At 68.3% G+C, this 15,263-nt stretch carries 14 protein-coding genes; 11 read left to right on the top strand and 3 right to left on the bottom strand.

What is annotated here, in order from left to right; all coding sequences use genetic code 11:
- Window positions 1-77: 77 nt before the first annotated feature.
- Entirely contained in the window at window positions 78-2,378 is a 2,301-nt protein-coding gene (locus AC1RGU_RS11790) for an NADP-dependent malic enzyme (protein ID WP_070062392.1), read from the top strand.
- 74 nt (window positions 2,379-2,452) lie between these two features.
- On the opposite strand, the gene AC1RGU_RS11785 is transcribed toward AC1RGU_RS11790, so the two are convergent.
- From AC1RGU_RS11785 to AC1RGU_RS11775, 3 genes are read right to left on the bottom strand one after another with little or no spacing between them, the layout of a single operon-like run.
- Window positions 2,453-3,244 carry an aspartate/glutamate racemase family protein gene (locus AC1RGU_RS11785; RefSeq protein ID WP_492699883.1) on the bottom strand — a complete coding sequence of 264 codons (792 nt, stop codon included), beginning with the start codon at window positions 3,242-3,244 and terminating at the stop codon, window positions 2,453-2,455.
- Between the two features lie 13 nt (window positions 3,245-3,257).
- On the bottom strand, window positions 3,258-4,307 hold the full coding sequence (locus AC1RGU_RS11780; RefSeq protein WP_492699885.1) for an S-methyl thiohydantoin desulfurase domain-containing protein: 1,050 nt from the start codon (window positions 4,305-4,307) through the stop codon (window positions 3,258-3,260).
- Between the two features lie 44 nt (window positions 4,308-4,351).
- Entirely contained in the window at window positions 4,352-6,007 is a 1,656-nt protein-coding gene (locus AC1RGU_RS11775; protein ID WP_492699887.1) for an OPT/YSL family transporter, read from the bottom strand.
- Between the two features lie 160 nt (window positions 6,008-6,167).
- Here AC1RGU_RS11775 and AC1RGU_RS11770 point away from each other — a divergent pair, with 160 nt between their 5' ends.
- The 10 genes from AC1RGU_RS11770 (at window position 6,168) to AC1RGU_RS11725 (ending at window position 15,263) form a co-directional block, all read left to right on the top strand.
- On the top strand, window positions 6,168-6,947 hold the full coding sequence (locus AC1RGU_RS11770; RefSeq protein ID WP_492699889.1) for an IclR family transcriptional regulator: 780 nt from the start codon (window positions 6,168-6,170) through the stop codon (window positions 6,945-6,947).
- Between the two features lie 287 nt (window positions 6,948-7,234).
- Window positions 7,235-8,149, top strand: coding sequence for a dihydrodipicolinate synthase family protein (locus AC1RGU_RS11765; protein WP_062473360.1), 915 nt, complete (start codon window positions 7,235-7,237; stop codon window positions 8,147-8,149).
- A gap of 38 nt (window positions 8,150-8,187) precedes the next feature.
- Window positions 8,188-8,805: a TRAP transporter small permease gene (locus tag AC1RGU_RS11760; RefSeq protein WP_492699891.1), complete on the top strand. Its 618-nt coding sequence runs from the start codon at window positions 8,188-8,190 to the stop codon at window positions 8,803-8,805.
- Between the two features lies 1 nt (window position 8,806).
- Window positions 8,807-10,072, top strand: a complete 1,266-nt coding sequence (locus AC1RGU_RS11755) for a TRAP transporter large permease (protein WP_062473357.1) — start codon at window positions 8,807-8,809, stop codon at window positions 10,070-10,072.
- 55 nt (window positions 10,073-10,127) lie between these two features.
- Window positions 10,128-11,126, top strand: a complete 999-nt coding sequence (locus tag AC1RGU_RS11750; protein WP_095950866.1) for a TRAP transporter substrate-binding protein — start codon at window positions 10,128-10,130, stop codon at window positions 11,124-11,126.
- Window positions 11,127-11,281: 155 nt separating this feature from the next.
- Window positions 11,282-12,316 carry an ABC transporter substrate-binding protein gene (locus AC1RGU_RS11745; protein WP_062473355.1) on the top strand — a complete coding sequence of 345 codons (1,035 nt, stop codon included), beginning with the start codon at window positions 11,282-11,284 and terminating at the stop codon, window positions 12,314-12,316.
- Window positions 12,316-13,176, top strand: a complete 861-nt coding sequence (locus AC1RGU_RS11740) for an ABC transporter ATP-binding protein (RefSeq protein WP_307694710.1) — start codon at window positions 12,316-12,318, stop codon at window positions 13,174-13,176. The genes AC1RGU_RS11745 and AC1RGU_RS11740 overlap by 1 nt, the downstream gene beginning before the upstream one ends.
- A gap of 10 nt (window positions 13,177-13,186) precedes the next feature.
- On the top strand, window positions 13,187-13,957 hold the full coding sequence (locus AC1RGU_RS11735) for an ABC transporter permease (protein ID WP_070062385.1): 771 nt from the start codon (window positions 13,187-13,189) through the stop codon (window positions 13,955-13,957).
- Window positions 13,958-13,968: 11 nt separating this feature from the next.
- The gene (locus AC1RGU_RS11730; RefSeq protein WP_492699894.1) at window positions 13,969-14,445 is read left to right on the top strand and encodes a nucleoside deaminase; all 477 of its coding nucleotides are present in this window, start codon (window positions 13,969-13,971) and stop codon (window positions 14,443-14,445) included.
- Complete coding sequence (locus AC1RGU_RS11725) at window positions 14,445-15,263, top strand: aminoglycoside phosphotransferase family protein (protein ID WP_492740795.1); 819 nt, start codon at window positions 14,445-14,447, stop codon at window positions 15,261-15,263. The genes AC1RGU_RS11730 and AC1RGU_RS11725 overlap by 1 nt, the downstream gene beginning before the upstream one ends.

The raw sequence follows: 15,263 nt of genomic DNA, 5'->3' as shown, positions 1-15,263 counted from the left end.
TCGTCGTTCCCCCCGAGAGAAGAGGCCGCGCTTTTGCGGTAGCCTCATTGCCCGCCAGAACCTAGGAGACTTTTCAAATGGCTGCATCCCTGTCCCCCGCTGAAGAAGCACTTCGAGAAGCAGCGCGCGAATACCACCGCTCGCCCGTCAAGGGCAAGATCTCGATCACCCCCACCAAGCCCCTGCTGAACCAGCGCGACCTGTCGCTGGCTTATTCGCCGGGCGTGGCCTACCCCTGCCTCGACATTGCGGAAGATCCCGCGCTCGCGGCCGAATACACCGCCCGCGGCAACCTCGTGGGCGTCATCACCAACGGCACCGCCGTGCTGGGCCTGGGCAACATCGGCCCGCTGGCCTCCAAGCCCGTGATGGAAGGCAAAGGCTGCCTGTTCAAGAAATTCGCCGGCATCGACGTGTTCGACATCGAGCTGGCCGAGAACGACCCCGACAAGCTGGTCGACATCATCGCGGCGCTGGAGCCCACGCTGGGCGGCATCAACCTCGAGGACATCAAGGCGCCCGAGTGCTTCTACATCGAGAAGAAGCTGCGCGAGCGCATGAACATCCCCGTGTTCCACGACGACCAGCACGGCACGGCCATCATCTCGGCCGCGGCGCTGCTCAACGGCCTGGAGCTGGTCGGCAAGAAGATCGAGGACGTCAAGATCGCCGTCTCGGGCGCGGGCGCCGCCGCCATCGCCTGCCTGGACGTGATGGTCGGCCTGGGCGCCAAGCCCGCCAACATCTACGCCTGCGACTCCAAGGGCCTGATCTACATGGGCCGCGCGGGCGGCTTCGACGAATCGAAGGCCCGCTACGCCCAGAAGGACACCGGCGCGCGCACCCTGGCCGACGTGGTGAAGGACGCCGACGTGTTCCTGGGCTGCTCGGCCCCCGGCGTCATGAGCGCCGAGATGGTCAAGACCATGGGCACGCAGCCGATCATCCTGGCGCTGGCCAACCCCGAGCCCGAGATCCGCCCCGAGCTGGCCAAGGCCGTGCGCCCGGATTGCATCATTGCCACGGGCCGTTCGGACTACCCGAACCAGGTCAACAACGTGCTGTGCTTCCCGTACATCTTCCGCGGCGCGCTCGATTGCGGCGCGAGCAAGATCACGGAAGAAATGAAGCTGGCCTGCGTGCGCGAGATTGCCGACCTCACCAAGGCCGACATCAGCGAAGAAGTGGCCACCGCCTACGCCGGCCAGGAGCTGGCCTTCGGCCCCGACTACATCATTCCCAAGCCCTTCGACTCGCGCCTGATTTTGCGCATCGCGCCGGCCGTGGCCAAGGCGGCCGCCGCCTCGGGCGTGGCCTCGCGCCCCATCGAGGACATGGAGGCCTACCGCCAGCACCTGACGCGCTTCGTCTACCAGACGGGCATGTTCATGCGCCCGGTGTTCAGCGCCGCAAAAATCTCCACCACCAAGCGCGTGGCCTACGCCGAGGGCGAGGACGAACGCGTGCTGCGCGCCGCGCAGTGGGCGGTCGACGAAGGCCTGGCCCAGCCCATCCTGGTGGGCCGCCCCGCCGTGATCGAGGCACGCATTCAGAAGGCCGGCCTGCACATCCGCCCCGGCACCGACTTCGAAATCGTGAACCCGGAAGACGATCCGCGCTTTCGCACCTACTGGGAGAGCTTCCACAAGCTCATGGGCCGCCGCGGCGTCACGCCCGAGGCCGCCAAGACGATGGTGCGCCGCTCCAACACCACCATCGCCGCGCTGATGCTGCACCTGGGCGATGCCGACGCGATGATCTGCGGCCTGGTCGGACGCTTCGACGTGCACCTGGAGCACATCCGCAACCTGATCGGCCTGAAGCGCGGCGCGCCCGGCTTCGCCACGCTGAACGCGCTCACGCTCGAGAAGCGCACGGTGTTCATCACCGACACCAACGTGAACGAAGACCCGAGCGCCGAACTGCTGGCCAGCATCGCTGTGATGGCCGCCGAAGAGGTGCGCCGCTTCGGCCTGCCGCCGAAGGTGGCCTTCCTGTCGCACTCGAACTACGGCACCTCCAGCCGCGGCTCGGCGCGCAAGATGCGCCTGGCGCGCGACCTGTTCTCGCAGATGGCACCCGACATCGAGTGCGACGGCGAGATGCACGGCGACGCCGCGCTGTCCGACGAGATCCGCCGCACCGCCCTGCCCGAGACCACGCTCACGGGCGAGGCCAACCTGCTGGTGTGCCCGAACCTCGACTCGGCCCACATCCTCTACAACGTGCTGAAGATGACGGGCGCGAACGGCATCACGGTGGGCCCGATCCTGCTGGGTGGCGCGAGCTCGGCGCACGTGCTGACGCCTTCGGCGACGGTGCGCCGCATCATCAACATGACGGCGCTGGCCGTGGCGAAGGTGAAGTCCCAGGACTGACGCCGACGTTTCCTCCATGAAACACAACGCCCCGTCGCGGTCTCCGCGGCGGGGCGTTTTTTATGGCGCAATGCTCAGGCGCGCACGCGGGACACCACGGGCACGTCGGCCGGGTCGAACACATTCCAGGCCAGCAGCTCCTTGTCTTCGGGCGGCGGCTCGCAGCCGCCGACGCGGCTGGGCTTCCAATCGAAACGCTGTTTCATGTCGGCCAGCGCCTCGGCGCGCTTGAAGGCAGCCAGCGCCGAATCGATGACGGGCACGCCCAGCGCGTCCTGCAGCTGGCGGTAGAAGCCGAACTCGAGCGTGCAGCCCAGGATGAGCGCCTCGGCGCCGTCCTCGTCGATGGCGCGGCGGCCCTGCGCGATCATGCGGCGCACGGTTTCGTCGCGGTCGCGCTGGAAGTCTTCCACGCCGAGTTCCAGCGCGCGGAACGAGGCGATCAGGTGCGCATGGCCGTACTCGCGCACGCGCGCCTCGATGCGCGGCACCCACTTGCGGCGCCCCACGATCACCGACACCTTCTGCGCCAAGTTGGACGCGACCTCGAACGAGGTCTGGCAGGGCGCGACCACCACCGTCTGGCCGGAAATCTCGCGCGCCTCGACCAGCACCGGGTCGTAGAAGCAGCCGACCACCACGGCGTCGAAGCCCTGCTGCGCGGTGTCGCGCACGGCGCGCACGATGTCGCCGCCCAGCAGCGCCTCGTAGCTCTGGTACTCGACGTGGTGGCAAACCGACGCGTTGCGCAGCGACACCACCTCGACCTCGGTGCCGGGGTTCTTCACCTCGGCGAACTCTTGCGCGAAGCGCGCGTTGTAGGTGTCGTTGCCGACGGCCCGGATCCAGCGGATGCGCAGTGCCATGTGGTTTCTCCGTTCAGGCCGGCGCGAATGCTTCGCCCAGCGACTTCTCGAGCGGGCGGTACAGCTCGGGCATGAACATGGTGCGCGACAGCAGCAGCCGCGCGCGCGGCGCCACCAGCACGCGCAGCCGCGCGCCCTGGCGCACATGGGCCGACACCACGGGCTGGCCGTCGTCCGAGAAGGTCATGATCAGGTCGGGGAAGCGCGCGATGCGCTCGCCGCCCTGCGCCAGCAGCATGTACTCGTTGATGAAGCGCAGCGTGGTGCCGGCCGCGTCGTCGAGTTCGACCACGCCGACGTCCAGCCCTTCCTGCTGCTCGCAGCGGTAGCTGCGCACCGTGCCCTCGGCGACGAGGCGGCCGTCGAGCGAACGGGCCACGGCATCGACGCCGCCGTCCAGGAAGGCCTGGCCCAGCGCGATGGCGTGGCTGATGGCGCCCGGCGCGCCGTGCTGGCGTGCGTAGCCCACGGTCACGGGGTTGCGCGCCACGGCCACGAGGCCGCCCGCCTCCACCGAGGCGCGGCGCACCACGGCCGAGGTCTGCTCGAGCCGGCCCGACACCACGCCTTCGACATAGCGGTGCGGCTCGCCGCCCGCGTAGGCCTGCACCGAGAGGTAGTCGGGCTCGGTGTGCAGGCCCAGCGCGCCCATCACGCTCGAGGGGTGAGCGCGGCCGTTGCACGCGAGGTCGATCACGGGCAGGCCGGTCATGGCGGCATGGAACCAGCCGTTGACCGTGGTCTCGGCGCCGTTCTCGTTGGCATGCAGCGCGACCAGCTTCTGGCCCGCCGGCAGCTCGCGCCGCAGCAGCTCCAGCGTGCGCAGCAGGTGCGCCGGCTGCACGTGCGGATCGGGCGCGGCCGGCGCACCGACCAAAGCCATGGTGGCGGTGAGCGCGGCCTCGTCGAACTCGTCGACGCTCCACAGCTGCGGCGTGCCGACCTGCAACGCCAGCCGCGCGGCGCGCTCGCCGGCCGCGATGAGCCCGCCGCCCCCGCCGCCGAGGATGGCGCCGCCCCAGATGGCCGCGTGGACGTCGTCGCTGGTCAGATTGCGTTTCATGGATTCGATTCCTGTGTGTGTGTGATGAAAGGAAAGAAGGAGAACTACTTGCGCAGGCTCTTCACCGCGCCCGAGAAGAAGCTGTAGAGCGCGTCGCCCGCGATGACGCCGCCGGCGAACACCTCGAGCCGTTCGCGCGCGGCGGCGCCGAGCACGGCATGCACCGCGAGCCGGCAGGCGATGCCGGCCGCGACCATCCAGCCGGCCATCGGGCTGGCGATGAGCAGGCCGGTGGCGAACAGCACACCGAGTTGCTGGCGCGGCCCACCCGCCAGCTGCAGCAGCGCGCCGGGCACGGCCCACAGCGCGAGGTTGCGCGCCGTCTCGCCCGAGATGCCGGCCTTGATCGCGGCCACGTAGGCGGCGTTGATCGGCGCGGTCTGGTGGTTGGCAAAGAACAGCGGGTAGGCGCAGGCGACCACCACGATCGCCACGCCGAAGCCGACCATGCCGGCGATCATCTGTTCGCGCCGGCCCTCGAGTTCGAAGGCCGAGCCCGAGGCCTCGCCGCGCAGCAGGTGGCCGGCCTTGAGGTCGTAGCCCATGTCGGCAAAGGCCGGGCCGGTGGCGGCCGAGAAGCCGGCCAGCACCACCAGCGCCTCGGGCGGAAAGCCGATCAGGATGCCCAGCAGCAGCGAGATCAGCGCCACCGCGAAGGCCGGAAACCAGCCCGAGTGCATGGCCGCGATGCCCACGATGAGTTCGTGCACGAAGGCCGCGAAGGTGCCGTACACGATGAACAAGGCCAGCATGCCGGGCGACATGCCGGTGTAGATGCCGGTGCCCGCGCACAGCAGCACCATGATCGCGAGGTAGCCCGCGCCGCCCAGCTTGAGCGAGCGGCCGAGCACGCTGGCGCCGCGCGCATCGGCCAGCGCCTCTGTCGTCACGCCGGGACCGCCGGCCGCACGCTCGTGCTTCCTGAGCACCACGCGCGCCACCTGCACCAGCGCGACGAGGCCGGCGCCGATCATCATCCCGTGCGGCACGTAGCGCGTGCCGATGTCGAAGCCGAACAGCGGCGCCGAGTAGCCGCGCACCAGCAACCCGATGCCGAAGGCGGTCATGGCGCCCAGCCCGCCGATCAGCGCCACGCCGAAGGCCGACATCGGCAGCTTGAACACCGCGCCCGCCACGCCGGTGGCCAGCCCGCCCAGCAGCAGCCAGGCCTGCTTGCCGCCGCCGTCGCCCGCCTTGATCGCCTCGGCCGCGGCGATGCCCAGCGGCCACGGGTTCTTGGCCGGGAAGGCGGGCGTGTCGAACATGCGGTAGAGCAGCCAGGCGTCGAGCAGCATCGCCAGGCTCACGCCGATGAGCATCGGCACCACCATCTGCGGCAGGCCGAACAGGAAGGGAATGCCGATCGGCAGGAACAGGCTGTTGGCCGCGCCGAAGGTGGCCGACGAGATGCTCGTCTGCGCCAGGTTCTGCGCATGCACCGAGCGAAAGCCCCGGAACATGGCCAGCGGCACGCGCGCCAAGGTCATGGCCGCGAGCGCGCCGATCAGCGAGGTGCTCGGCGTGATGCCCAGGCTGGCCAGCATCTGGATGCCGACGATGGCGCCGAACACGCTCAGCACCACCGTGAGGATCAGGTTGGCGGGCGCGAGCGCCTTGGGATGCAGCGCGGCCGGCGGCGGCGCGGTTTGCCCGGCGCCCTTGTCTTCCAGCGGCGCGACGGCGGTCACTTCATGGTGCATGGTCATTCCTTGTTAGTTCCATATTTTGGAACCATGTCCAATAAACTTGAACTTAATGATAAAACCGTACTTTCGGCTGTCAAGCGGGCGTTCACCCGGGTCGGCCGAAAAGACGCACCGGCGCCGAACCTATGATTCCCACCCCAACCCACCGAACACGATGAGCACCCTTGCCAACGCCATGGACGTCCTGAAGCTGATCGCGCGGCTGCGCCGCGACATCACGGTGACGGACGTCGTGACCGAGCTGGGCCTGCCCAAGAGCTCGGCCTCCCGCACGCTGAGCATGATGGCCGGCTACGGCTTCCTGGACCGCGACGCGGCCACGCGCGCCTACCGCCCGGGCGGCGTGATCATGGAAGCCTCGTACCACTTCCGCGCCTCGCGCAACACGGCCTCGCTGGTCGAAGAAGCACTCGACGCGCTGGTGCGCGAGACCGGCTGCACGGGCTACATCAACGTGCTCGATGGCGCCGACACGCTCGTGATCCAGATGCGCACCGGCACCGGCGCGCTGCAGATCTACACGCCGCCGGGCAGCCGCGCCCCCGCCTACTCCAGCGCCATGGGCCGCGCGCTGCTGGCCCGCCTGGACGACGACGAAGTGGGCGCCCTGATCGGCACCAAGCTCGACCAGGGCCGCGGCCACGCCCCGAAGACGCGCAAGGACCTGCTCGCGCGCCTGGCCGTGATCCGCGACACGGGCTGGGCCCTGTCGCGCGGCGAGTACGTGACCAACGTGGCGGGCATCTCGTCGGCGGTGCTCGACCCCGCCACGCGCCAGACCTACGCCTTCGGCATCGCGCTGCCCGCGGAGCAGCTGTCGGAAGCGCTCGTGGAACGCTTCGGCGCCACGGTGCGCGACGCCGCCAGCAGCGTGGGCAAGCGCGTGGGCGATCCGTACTGGCTGGGCTTCGGTGCGACGGCCGCGCTGACGTAGCCACACCACGCCGGCGCAAGCCGCTCGCCCCGCCGCGTTCACCGCTGCGGGGCTTTTTTTCGTCCGCTGCATCGTGAGGCGCAGGGTGCGCCAAGGCGGTGCTTCCGGGCGCCCGAGCGCCCTTTCCAGAAGCCTCCAACCACCATTTCGGCTGGCATGCAATCTGCTAATACCCTGAGCAGATATTTCTCATATCTTACTAATATATTTAAAAACCAAGCCCTCAAGCCCTGGTTTCGACCGCTGTCCGCAGCGCCCTTTTCTTCTTTTTTTCGAGGTACACACCCATGAGCAATCCCCGCTGGCAAGGCATCTTCCCCGCCATCACCACCAAGTTCCACGCCGACGAAAGCATCGACGCCGAGGGCACCGCCCGCCACATCGACTTCCAGATCCGCAACGGCATCCACGGCCTCGTCACCTGCGGTTCGCTGGGCGAAGCCAGCACGCTGACGCTGGAAGAAAAGCTGCAGGTGGCGAAGATCGCCCTGGAAGCCGCCGACGGCCGCATCCCCGTGCTGGCCAACGTGTCGGAGACCAGCACCCGCGAAGCCCTGCGCTACGTGGACGGCGCCAACAAGCTGGGCGTGGCCGGCTACATGGTCATGCCTTCGGTGATCTACGTGGCCGACGCGCGCGAAGCCATGCTCAACGTGCGCACCATCGCCAACGCGGCCCAGAAACCCATCATGGTCTACAACAACCCGGTGGCCTACCGCGTGGACCTCAAGCCCCAGCACATGGTCGAGCTGGCCGACTGCGAGTGGATCGCCGCCATCAAGGAAAGCACCGACGACATCCGCCGCATCACCGACCTGCGCAACACCGTGGGCGACCGCTACCAGCTGTTCCTGGGCGTGGACGACCTGGCCTACGAAGGCCTGGCGCTGGGCTGCGACGGCCTGCTGGCTGGTGTGGGCTGCGCCTTCCCGCGCGAGACGGTGGCGCTGTACGACCTGATGAAGGCCGGCAAGTTTGCCGAAGCCCTGAAGCTGTACCAGTGGATGACGCCGATGCTGCACCTGGACGTGTCGACCAAGCTGGTGCAGAACCTCAAGCTCATCGACCTGCTGGTCGGCGTGGGCACCGAGCACATGCGCCGCCCGCGCCTGCCGCTCATCGGCGAGGAGCGCGCCTTCATCGAGAAGGTCGTCGCCAAGGCGCTGGCCACGCGGCCCGCGCAGTACCAGTCGGTCATGTAATCGCCGCGCGCACGACGCACCGCAAGGCCCAGAACACCATGCAAGAAAACGCCTTGAAAGAAAGCGGTGGCCTGTCCCGCCGCGTGCTCGACGCGTCGGACTTCGTCCTGCGCTGCGAGCGCCACCTGCTCAGCAGCCTGATGGGCCTGCTCATCGTGCTGGTGCTGCTGAACGTGGTCACGCGCTACGGCGGCTTTCCGCTCTACTGGGTGGACGAGGCCTCGGTGTACTGCGTGGTCTGGCTCACCTTCTTCGGTGCGTCGGCGATGACGCGGCTGCGGCTGGACTTTGCGGTGACGCTGCTCACCGACAAGCTCGGCACCCGGGCCGCGCGCATCGCCAAGGCCAGTGCCTCGGGCGGCGTGCTGCTGCTCGGGCTGGCCCTGCTCGCGATGTGCTGGCTGTGGATGGACCCGGCCGGCATCGTGCGCCACGGCTTCGACGCGAAGGAATTCGCGGCCGAGAGCTTCAACTTCCTCTACACCGAGCGCACACAGACACTCGACTGGCCGACGTGGGTGGTGCAGCTCATCCTGCCGATCTTCGCGCTCACCCTCAGCGTGCATGCGCTGGCCAACCTCTTCGAAGACCTCGGCCTGCAGCCCAAGCGCACGCACGACGAGTTCCATGTCGCCAACGCGGACGCCGTGAACTGAAATGCTGACCTCTGCCTTCTTCCTGCTGATCATGCTGGTCGGCGTGCCGATCGGTGCTTGCCTGTGCCTGTCGGGCATCGTCTACATCCTCAACTCGGGCGACACGGTGCTGTTCCAGTCGTTCCCGGTGCAGATGTTCGGCGGCGTCGACAGCTACAGCCTCATTGCGATTCCGCTGTTCATCCTCATCGGCGAGATCATGAACGGCGGCGGCATCACGCGCCGGCTCGTCGACCTCGCGCTGGCCTTCATCGGCTCGGTGAAGGGCGGCCTGGCCTACGTGAACATCCTGGCGAACATGCTGGTGTCCTCGATCATCGGCTCGGCCACCGCGCAGGTGGCGATCATGAGCCAGATCATGGTGCCCGAGATGGAGAAGCAGGGCTACGACAAGACCTTCGCGGCCGGCATCACGGTGTACGGCGGCATGCTCGGCCCGATCATTCCGCCCTCGGTGATGTTCGTGGTGTACAGCGTGCTCGCGCAGGTGGCGGTGGGCGACATGCTCATCGCCGGGATCATCCCCGGCGTGATCCTCACGGTGCTGTTCTTCATCGTGATCGCCGGCATGGGCGTGATCTACAACTACCCGCGCACCGAGAAGCGCACCGCCCGCCAGCGGCTGCACACGATCCTCACGGCCTGCCCGACGCTGCTCATTCCGATCGTGATCGTCGGCTCGATCCTCGGCGGCCTGGCCAACCCCACCGAATCGGCAGCCGTGGGCGCGGTGGCCGCGGTGCTGGTGGGGCGCTACGTGACCAAGGAATTCCGCTTCGCGATGATTCCGCAGATCCTGCTGAAGTCGGCGATCTACTCGGCGGTGGTGCTCTTCCTGGTGGCGGCCGCCGCGGTGTTCTCGTGGCTGCTGATCTACGGCAAGGTGCCGCAGGCCACGGCCGCATGGATACAGACCGTGGCCAAGGACCCGATCGCCTTCCTGCTGCTGGTGAACGTGATCCTGCTGGTGATCGGCACCGTGATCGACGGCATTCCCGGGCTCATCATGACCGTGCCGATCCTGCTGCCCATCGCGACGGAGATCTACGGCATCGACCCGCGCCACTTCGGCGTGGTGGTGGTCATCAACCTCGTGCTCGGGCTGATGACGCCGCCGGTGGGGCTGAGCTTCTTCGTGGCGTCGGCGGTGACCGGGGCCAAGCCCGGAAAGATGTTCATCGTCACGCTGCCCTTCTTCCTGATCTGCTGCGTGGCGCTGGTGCTGCTGTCGCTGTTCCCGAGTCTTTCGCTGGCGCTCATCAAGTAAGCGCTGAACCGATCTCTCTCTCGCGTCCCTTTACCTCACCCCACAGGAGCTTCGCATGGCCCTCTCCCGCCGCCAGTTCGTCCAGGCCGCCGCCGGCACCGCCGCCGCGTCGACCGCCCTCTTCGGCACCGTGTCGCGTGCCGCCGCCGCCAAGGAATTCCGCCTGGGCCTCATCACGCCCGCGGGCCACTCGTGGAACCGCGCCGCAGTGAGCTTCGGCGAGGCGCTGAAGAAGGCCACCGACGGCCGCCTGAGCGCCACGGTGTTCCACTCGGGCCAGCTCGGCAACGAGTCGGCCATGATGCAGCAGCTGCAGTCGGGCGCGCTCGACATGGGCTGGATTCAAGCCGCCGAGCTCGGCTCGCGCGTGGCGAGCGTGGCGGCCATCAACGCGCCCTACCTCGTGCGTTCGACCACCAACGTCGCCTCGCTCGTGCGCACGCCCGCGGCGCTCAAGCTGCTCGACGTGCTGCCGCGCGAGACCGGCACCATCGGCCTGGGCTGGGGCATCACCGGCATGCGCGTGGTGTTCGCCACCAAGGACATCGCCTCGCCCACCGACCTGAAGGGCATGAAGCTGCGCATCAACCCCACGCCGGTGTACCGCGACTTCTACCAGCTGCTGGGCGCCGCGCCCACGCCCATTCCCACGCCGGGCGTGTTCGACGCGATGTCCAACGGCCAGGTCGACGGGCTCGAAGCCGACATCGAGTTCTCGTGGAACCAGCGCTTCGACCGCGTCTCGAAAACCCTGCTGCCGATGAACGCGCTGTTCATGCCCTTCGCCCCGCTGGTGTCGGGCCGCATCTGGCAGACGCTCGACGCGAAAGACAAGGCGCTCATCACCGACCTCGTGAAGCAGCAGCTCGACGCGCAGATCAAGGACATCGTGACCACCGAGCTGGGCCTCATCGACAAGTTCAAGGCCAGCGGCATCGCGATCAAGAGCGCCAGCAACTACAACCCCGCGCCGGTCATCGCCGAGTTCGACAAGGTCTGGCTGCCCAAGGCGCCGCAGATTGCCGAGCTGCGCAAGATCGGCGCCGCGCTCTGACGGCGGTCCACGGCCCGGATTCCCAGGCGCGGTGCACGCCGCACACGCCCTGGGCGGGCCGCGCACCTTGGTGATTCACCGGAAGGGTTCGCACCAATCGCGTGCGGGCACCGTTTTTGCTTGAATGCCGAAGCATTCACCTTCACGGAACCCGCATGAACAAGCGTCAACTGATCCAGTCCTTCCTCGCCGCCTCGGCCCTCAGCTTCGGCCTGTCTTCGGCCATGGCCCAGAGCCCGACGCCGATCAAGTTCCAGCTCGACTGGCGTTTCGAAGGACCGGCCGCGCTGTTCCTGCACCCCGCGGCCAAGGGCTACTTCAAGGCCGCCGGCCTGGACGTGACCATCGACGCCGGCAACGGCTCGGGCGGCACCGTGACGCGCGTGGCCTCGGGCGCCTACGACATGGGCTTTGCCGACCTCGCGGCGCTGATGGAGTTCCACGCCAACAACCCCGACAGCCCGAACAAGCCGGTGGCCGTGATGATGGTCTACAACAACACGCCGGCCTCGGTCATGGCGCTCAAGAAGAGCGGCATCACCAAGCCGGCCGACCTCGCCGGCAAGAAGCTCGGCGCACCGGTGTTCGACGCGGGCCGCCGCGCGTTCCCGATCTTCGCCAAGGCCAACAACATCGGCGCCGTGAACTGGACCGCCATGGACCCGACGCTGCGCGAGACCATGCTGGTGCGCGGCGACATCGACGCCATCACGGGCTTCACGTTCACCTCGCTGCTCAACCTGGAAGCGCGCGGCGCCAAGGCGGCCGACGTGGTGATCCTGCCCTACCCCGACTACGGCGTGAAGCTGTACGGCAACGTCATCATCGCCTCGCCCAAGCTGCTCAAGGACAACCCGGCGGCGGTGAAGAAGTTCCTCTCGGCCTTCGCCAAGGGCGCCAAGGAAGTCATCGCCAACCCGGCCCTGGGCATCGAGTCGGTGAAGGCGCGCGACGGCATCATCGACAGCAAGCTCGAGACGCGCCGCCTGCAGCTGGCGATCGACACCGTCATCAACAGCGCCGACGCGCGCACCGACGGCTTCGGCGCCGTCAACGCGGGCCGCATGTCGCTCATGGCCTCGCAGGTCTCGGACGCCTTCAACACCAAGACGCGCGTGAGCCCCGACGCCGTGTGGACCGCGGCCATGCTCCCGCCCGCGGCCGAGCTCAGCGGAATCCTGCGCAAGTGATGGCGGCCGGCGCAACGACACCCGACGCAGCCGCCCCCTTCGTCGATTTCCAGGACGTCTGGCTCGCCTACAACGAAGAGCTGCTGCGCGCCAACCACTTCGCGGTCGAGGCCATCGACCTGAAGGTGACGCGCGGCGAGTTCATCGCCATCGTCGGCCCCTCGGGCTGCGGCAAGTCGACTTTCATGAAGCTCACCACGGGGCTGAAGATGCCCTCGATGGGCAAGATCCGCATCGACGGCCAGCCCGTGACCGGGCCGCTGAAGATCTCGGGCATGGCCTTCCAGGCGCCCTCGCTGCTGCCGTGGCGCACCACGGTCGACAACGTGCTGCTGCCGCTGGAAATCGTCGAGCCCTACCGCTCGAACTTCAAGGCGAAACGCAAGGAATACGAAGAGCGCGCCCGCCGCCTGCTGCAGAAGGTGGGCCTGGGCGGCTACGAGGACAAGTTCCCGTGGCAGCTCTCGGGCGGCATGCAGCAGCGCGCGAGCATCTGCCGCGCGCTCATCCACGAGCCCAAGATGCTGCTGCTGGACGAGCCCTTCGGCGCGCTCGACGCATTCACGCGCGAAGAGCTATGGTGCATCCTGCGCGACCTCTGGACCGAGCAGCAGTTCAACGTGATCCTGGTCACGCACGACCTGCGCGAGTCGGTGTTCCTGGCCGACACGGTGTACGTGATGAGCAAGAGCCCCGGACGCTTCGTGGTGAAGCGCGAGATCGACCTGCCGCGCCCGCGCGAGCTGGAGCTGACCTACACCAAGGAGTTCACCGACATCGTGCTCGAACTGCGCGGCCACATCGGCGCCATCCGCGGCAACGCCACCACCCCCACCGCCGCGGCGGCGGCAGCGCACTGAGGAGGTGGCAATGAAAAACAGCAAACAACTCGAGCGCTGGTCGCCGTGGCTGCTGCTCGTTGCGGTGCTCCTGCTGTGGCAGGTGATCTGCGCGGGCTTCGGCGTGTCGGACTTCATCTTTCCGAGCCCGCTGCGCATCTGGGAGCAGTTCTGGGAGTTCAAGGAAATCATCGCGGGCCACGCCTGGCGCACCTTCTGGGTCACGATGGCGGGCTTCGGCCTGGCGATCGTGGTGGGCGTGCTGCTGGGCTTCGTGATCGGCAGCTCGCGCCTGGCCTATGCGGCGATCTACCCGCTCATGACGGCCTTCAACGCGCTACCCAAGGCGGCCTTCGTGCCGATCCTGGTCGTGTGGTTCGGCATCGGTATCGGGCCGGCGATCCTCACGGCCTTCCTGATCAGCTTCTTCCCGATCATGGTGAACATCGCGACGGGCCTGGCCACGCTCGAACCCGAGCTGGAAGACGTGCTGCGCGTGCTGGGCGCCAAGCGCTGGGACGTGCTCGTCAAGATCGGCCTGCCGCGCTCCATGCCCTACTTCTTCGGCTCGCTGAAGGTGGCGATCACGCTGGCCTTCGTCGGTACCACGGTGTCGGAGATGACCGCCGCCAACGAGGGCATCGGCTACCTGCTGATCTCGGCCGGCTCGGCCATGCAGATGGGCCTGGCCTTCGCGGGCCTGATGGTGGTGGGCGCGATGGCGATGATCATGTATGAGCTGTTCAGCCTCATCGAGAAGCACACCACCGGCTGGGCACACCGCGGCTCGCAGAACGCATAAATAATGGGGGCATGACCCCCGAACAGATCACCCGCGCGCTGCGTCGCGCCGACGCCGTGGCGCGACGCGCCATGGCCATGGGCCGCCACCCCTTCGGCGCCGTGCTCGTCGCACCCGACGGCGAGACCGTTCTCGCCGAGCAGGGCAACATCGACACGGTGCACCACGCGGAGGCCACGCTCGCGCGCCACGCCGCGCAGAACTGGCCGCCCGAGTACCTGTGGCAGTGCACGCTGGTGACCACCTTCGAGCCCTGCGCCATGTGCGCGGGCACGAGCTACTGGGCCAACATCGGGCGCATCGTGTACGGCGCGGAAGAATCCGCGCTGCTCGCCCTCACCGGCGACCACCCCGAGAACCCGACGCTGAGCCTGCCCTGCCGCGAGGTCTTCGCGCGCGGACAGAAGCTCGTCGAGGTGATCGGCCCCGTGCCCGAGGTGGCCGACGAGATGATCGCCACGCACCGGGGGTTCTGGGAATCGCGCTAGTGGTCCCGCACGGCGTGTTCGCGCCTTACCTGGCACGTTGGCAGCTCACGCCCGACGGCGAGGCCTTCACCTCGCTGAGCGGCACGCTGCTGCCCGTGCGCCAGCAGGGCGTGGCGGCCATGCTCAAGGTGTCGCACGAGGCCGAGGAACAGGCGGGCAGCTTGCTGATGGCCTGGTGGAACGGCGACGGCGCCGCGCCCGTGCTGGCCCATGACGGCGAAGCCCTGCTGATGGTGCGCGCGCAAGGCACGGCCTCGCTCGCGCAGATGGTTCACGGCGGTCGCGACGACGAGGCCACGCGCATCCTGTGCGCCGCCGCCGCGCGCCTGCATGCCCCGCGCAAGACGCCGCCGCCCCCGACGCTGGTGCCGCTCTCTCGCTGGTTCGAATCGCTGTGGGCCGGCGCGGCCACGCACGGCGGCGTCTTCGACCACAGCGCACGCACCGCACGCGCACTGCTGGCCGCGCCGCGCGATGGGGTCGTGCTGCATGGCGACATCCACCACGGCAACGTGCTCGACTTCGGCCCTGCCGGTTGGCTCGCCATCGACCCCAAGGGCCTGCACGGCGAGCGCGGCTTCGACCACGCGAACATCCTGTGCAACCCGGATGGCGAGAGCGCGCTGGTGCCGGGGCGCTTTGCGCGTCGCATCGAGGTCATCGCGGAGGCCACGGGCATCGAGCGGCGCCGACTGCTGCAGTGGGTGCTGGCTTGGGCGGGGCTGTCGTCGGTGTGGATGCTGGAAGACGGCGAGGCACCCGGGAGCACGCTGGAGGTGGCGAAGCTGGCGGCTGCGGCGCTCGGGATCGCCGGCTAG

This window comes from Variovorax sp. GW823-FHT02B07, assembly GCF_058797695.1.
Note: the sequence above shows the minus strand (reverse complement) of the source record. Positions and strands in the feature narration are given on the sequence as shown.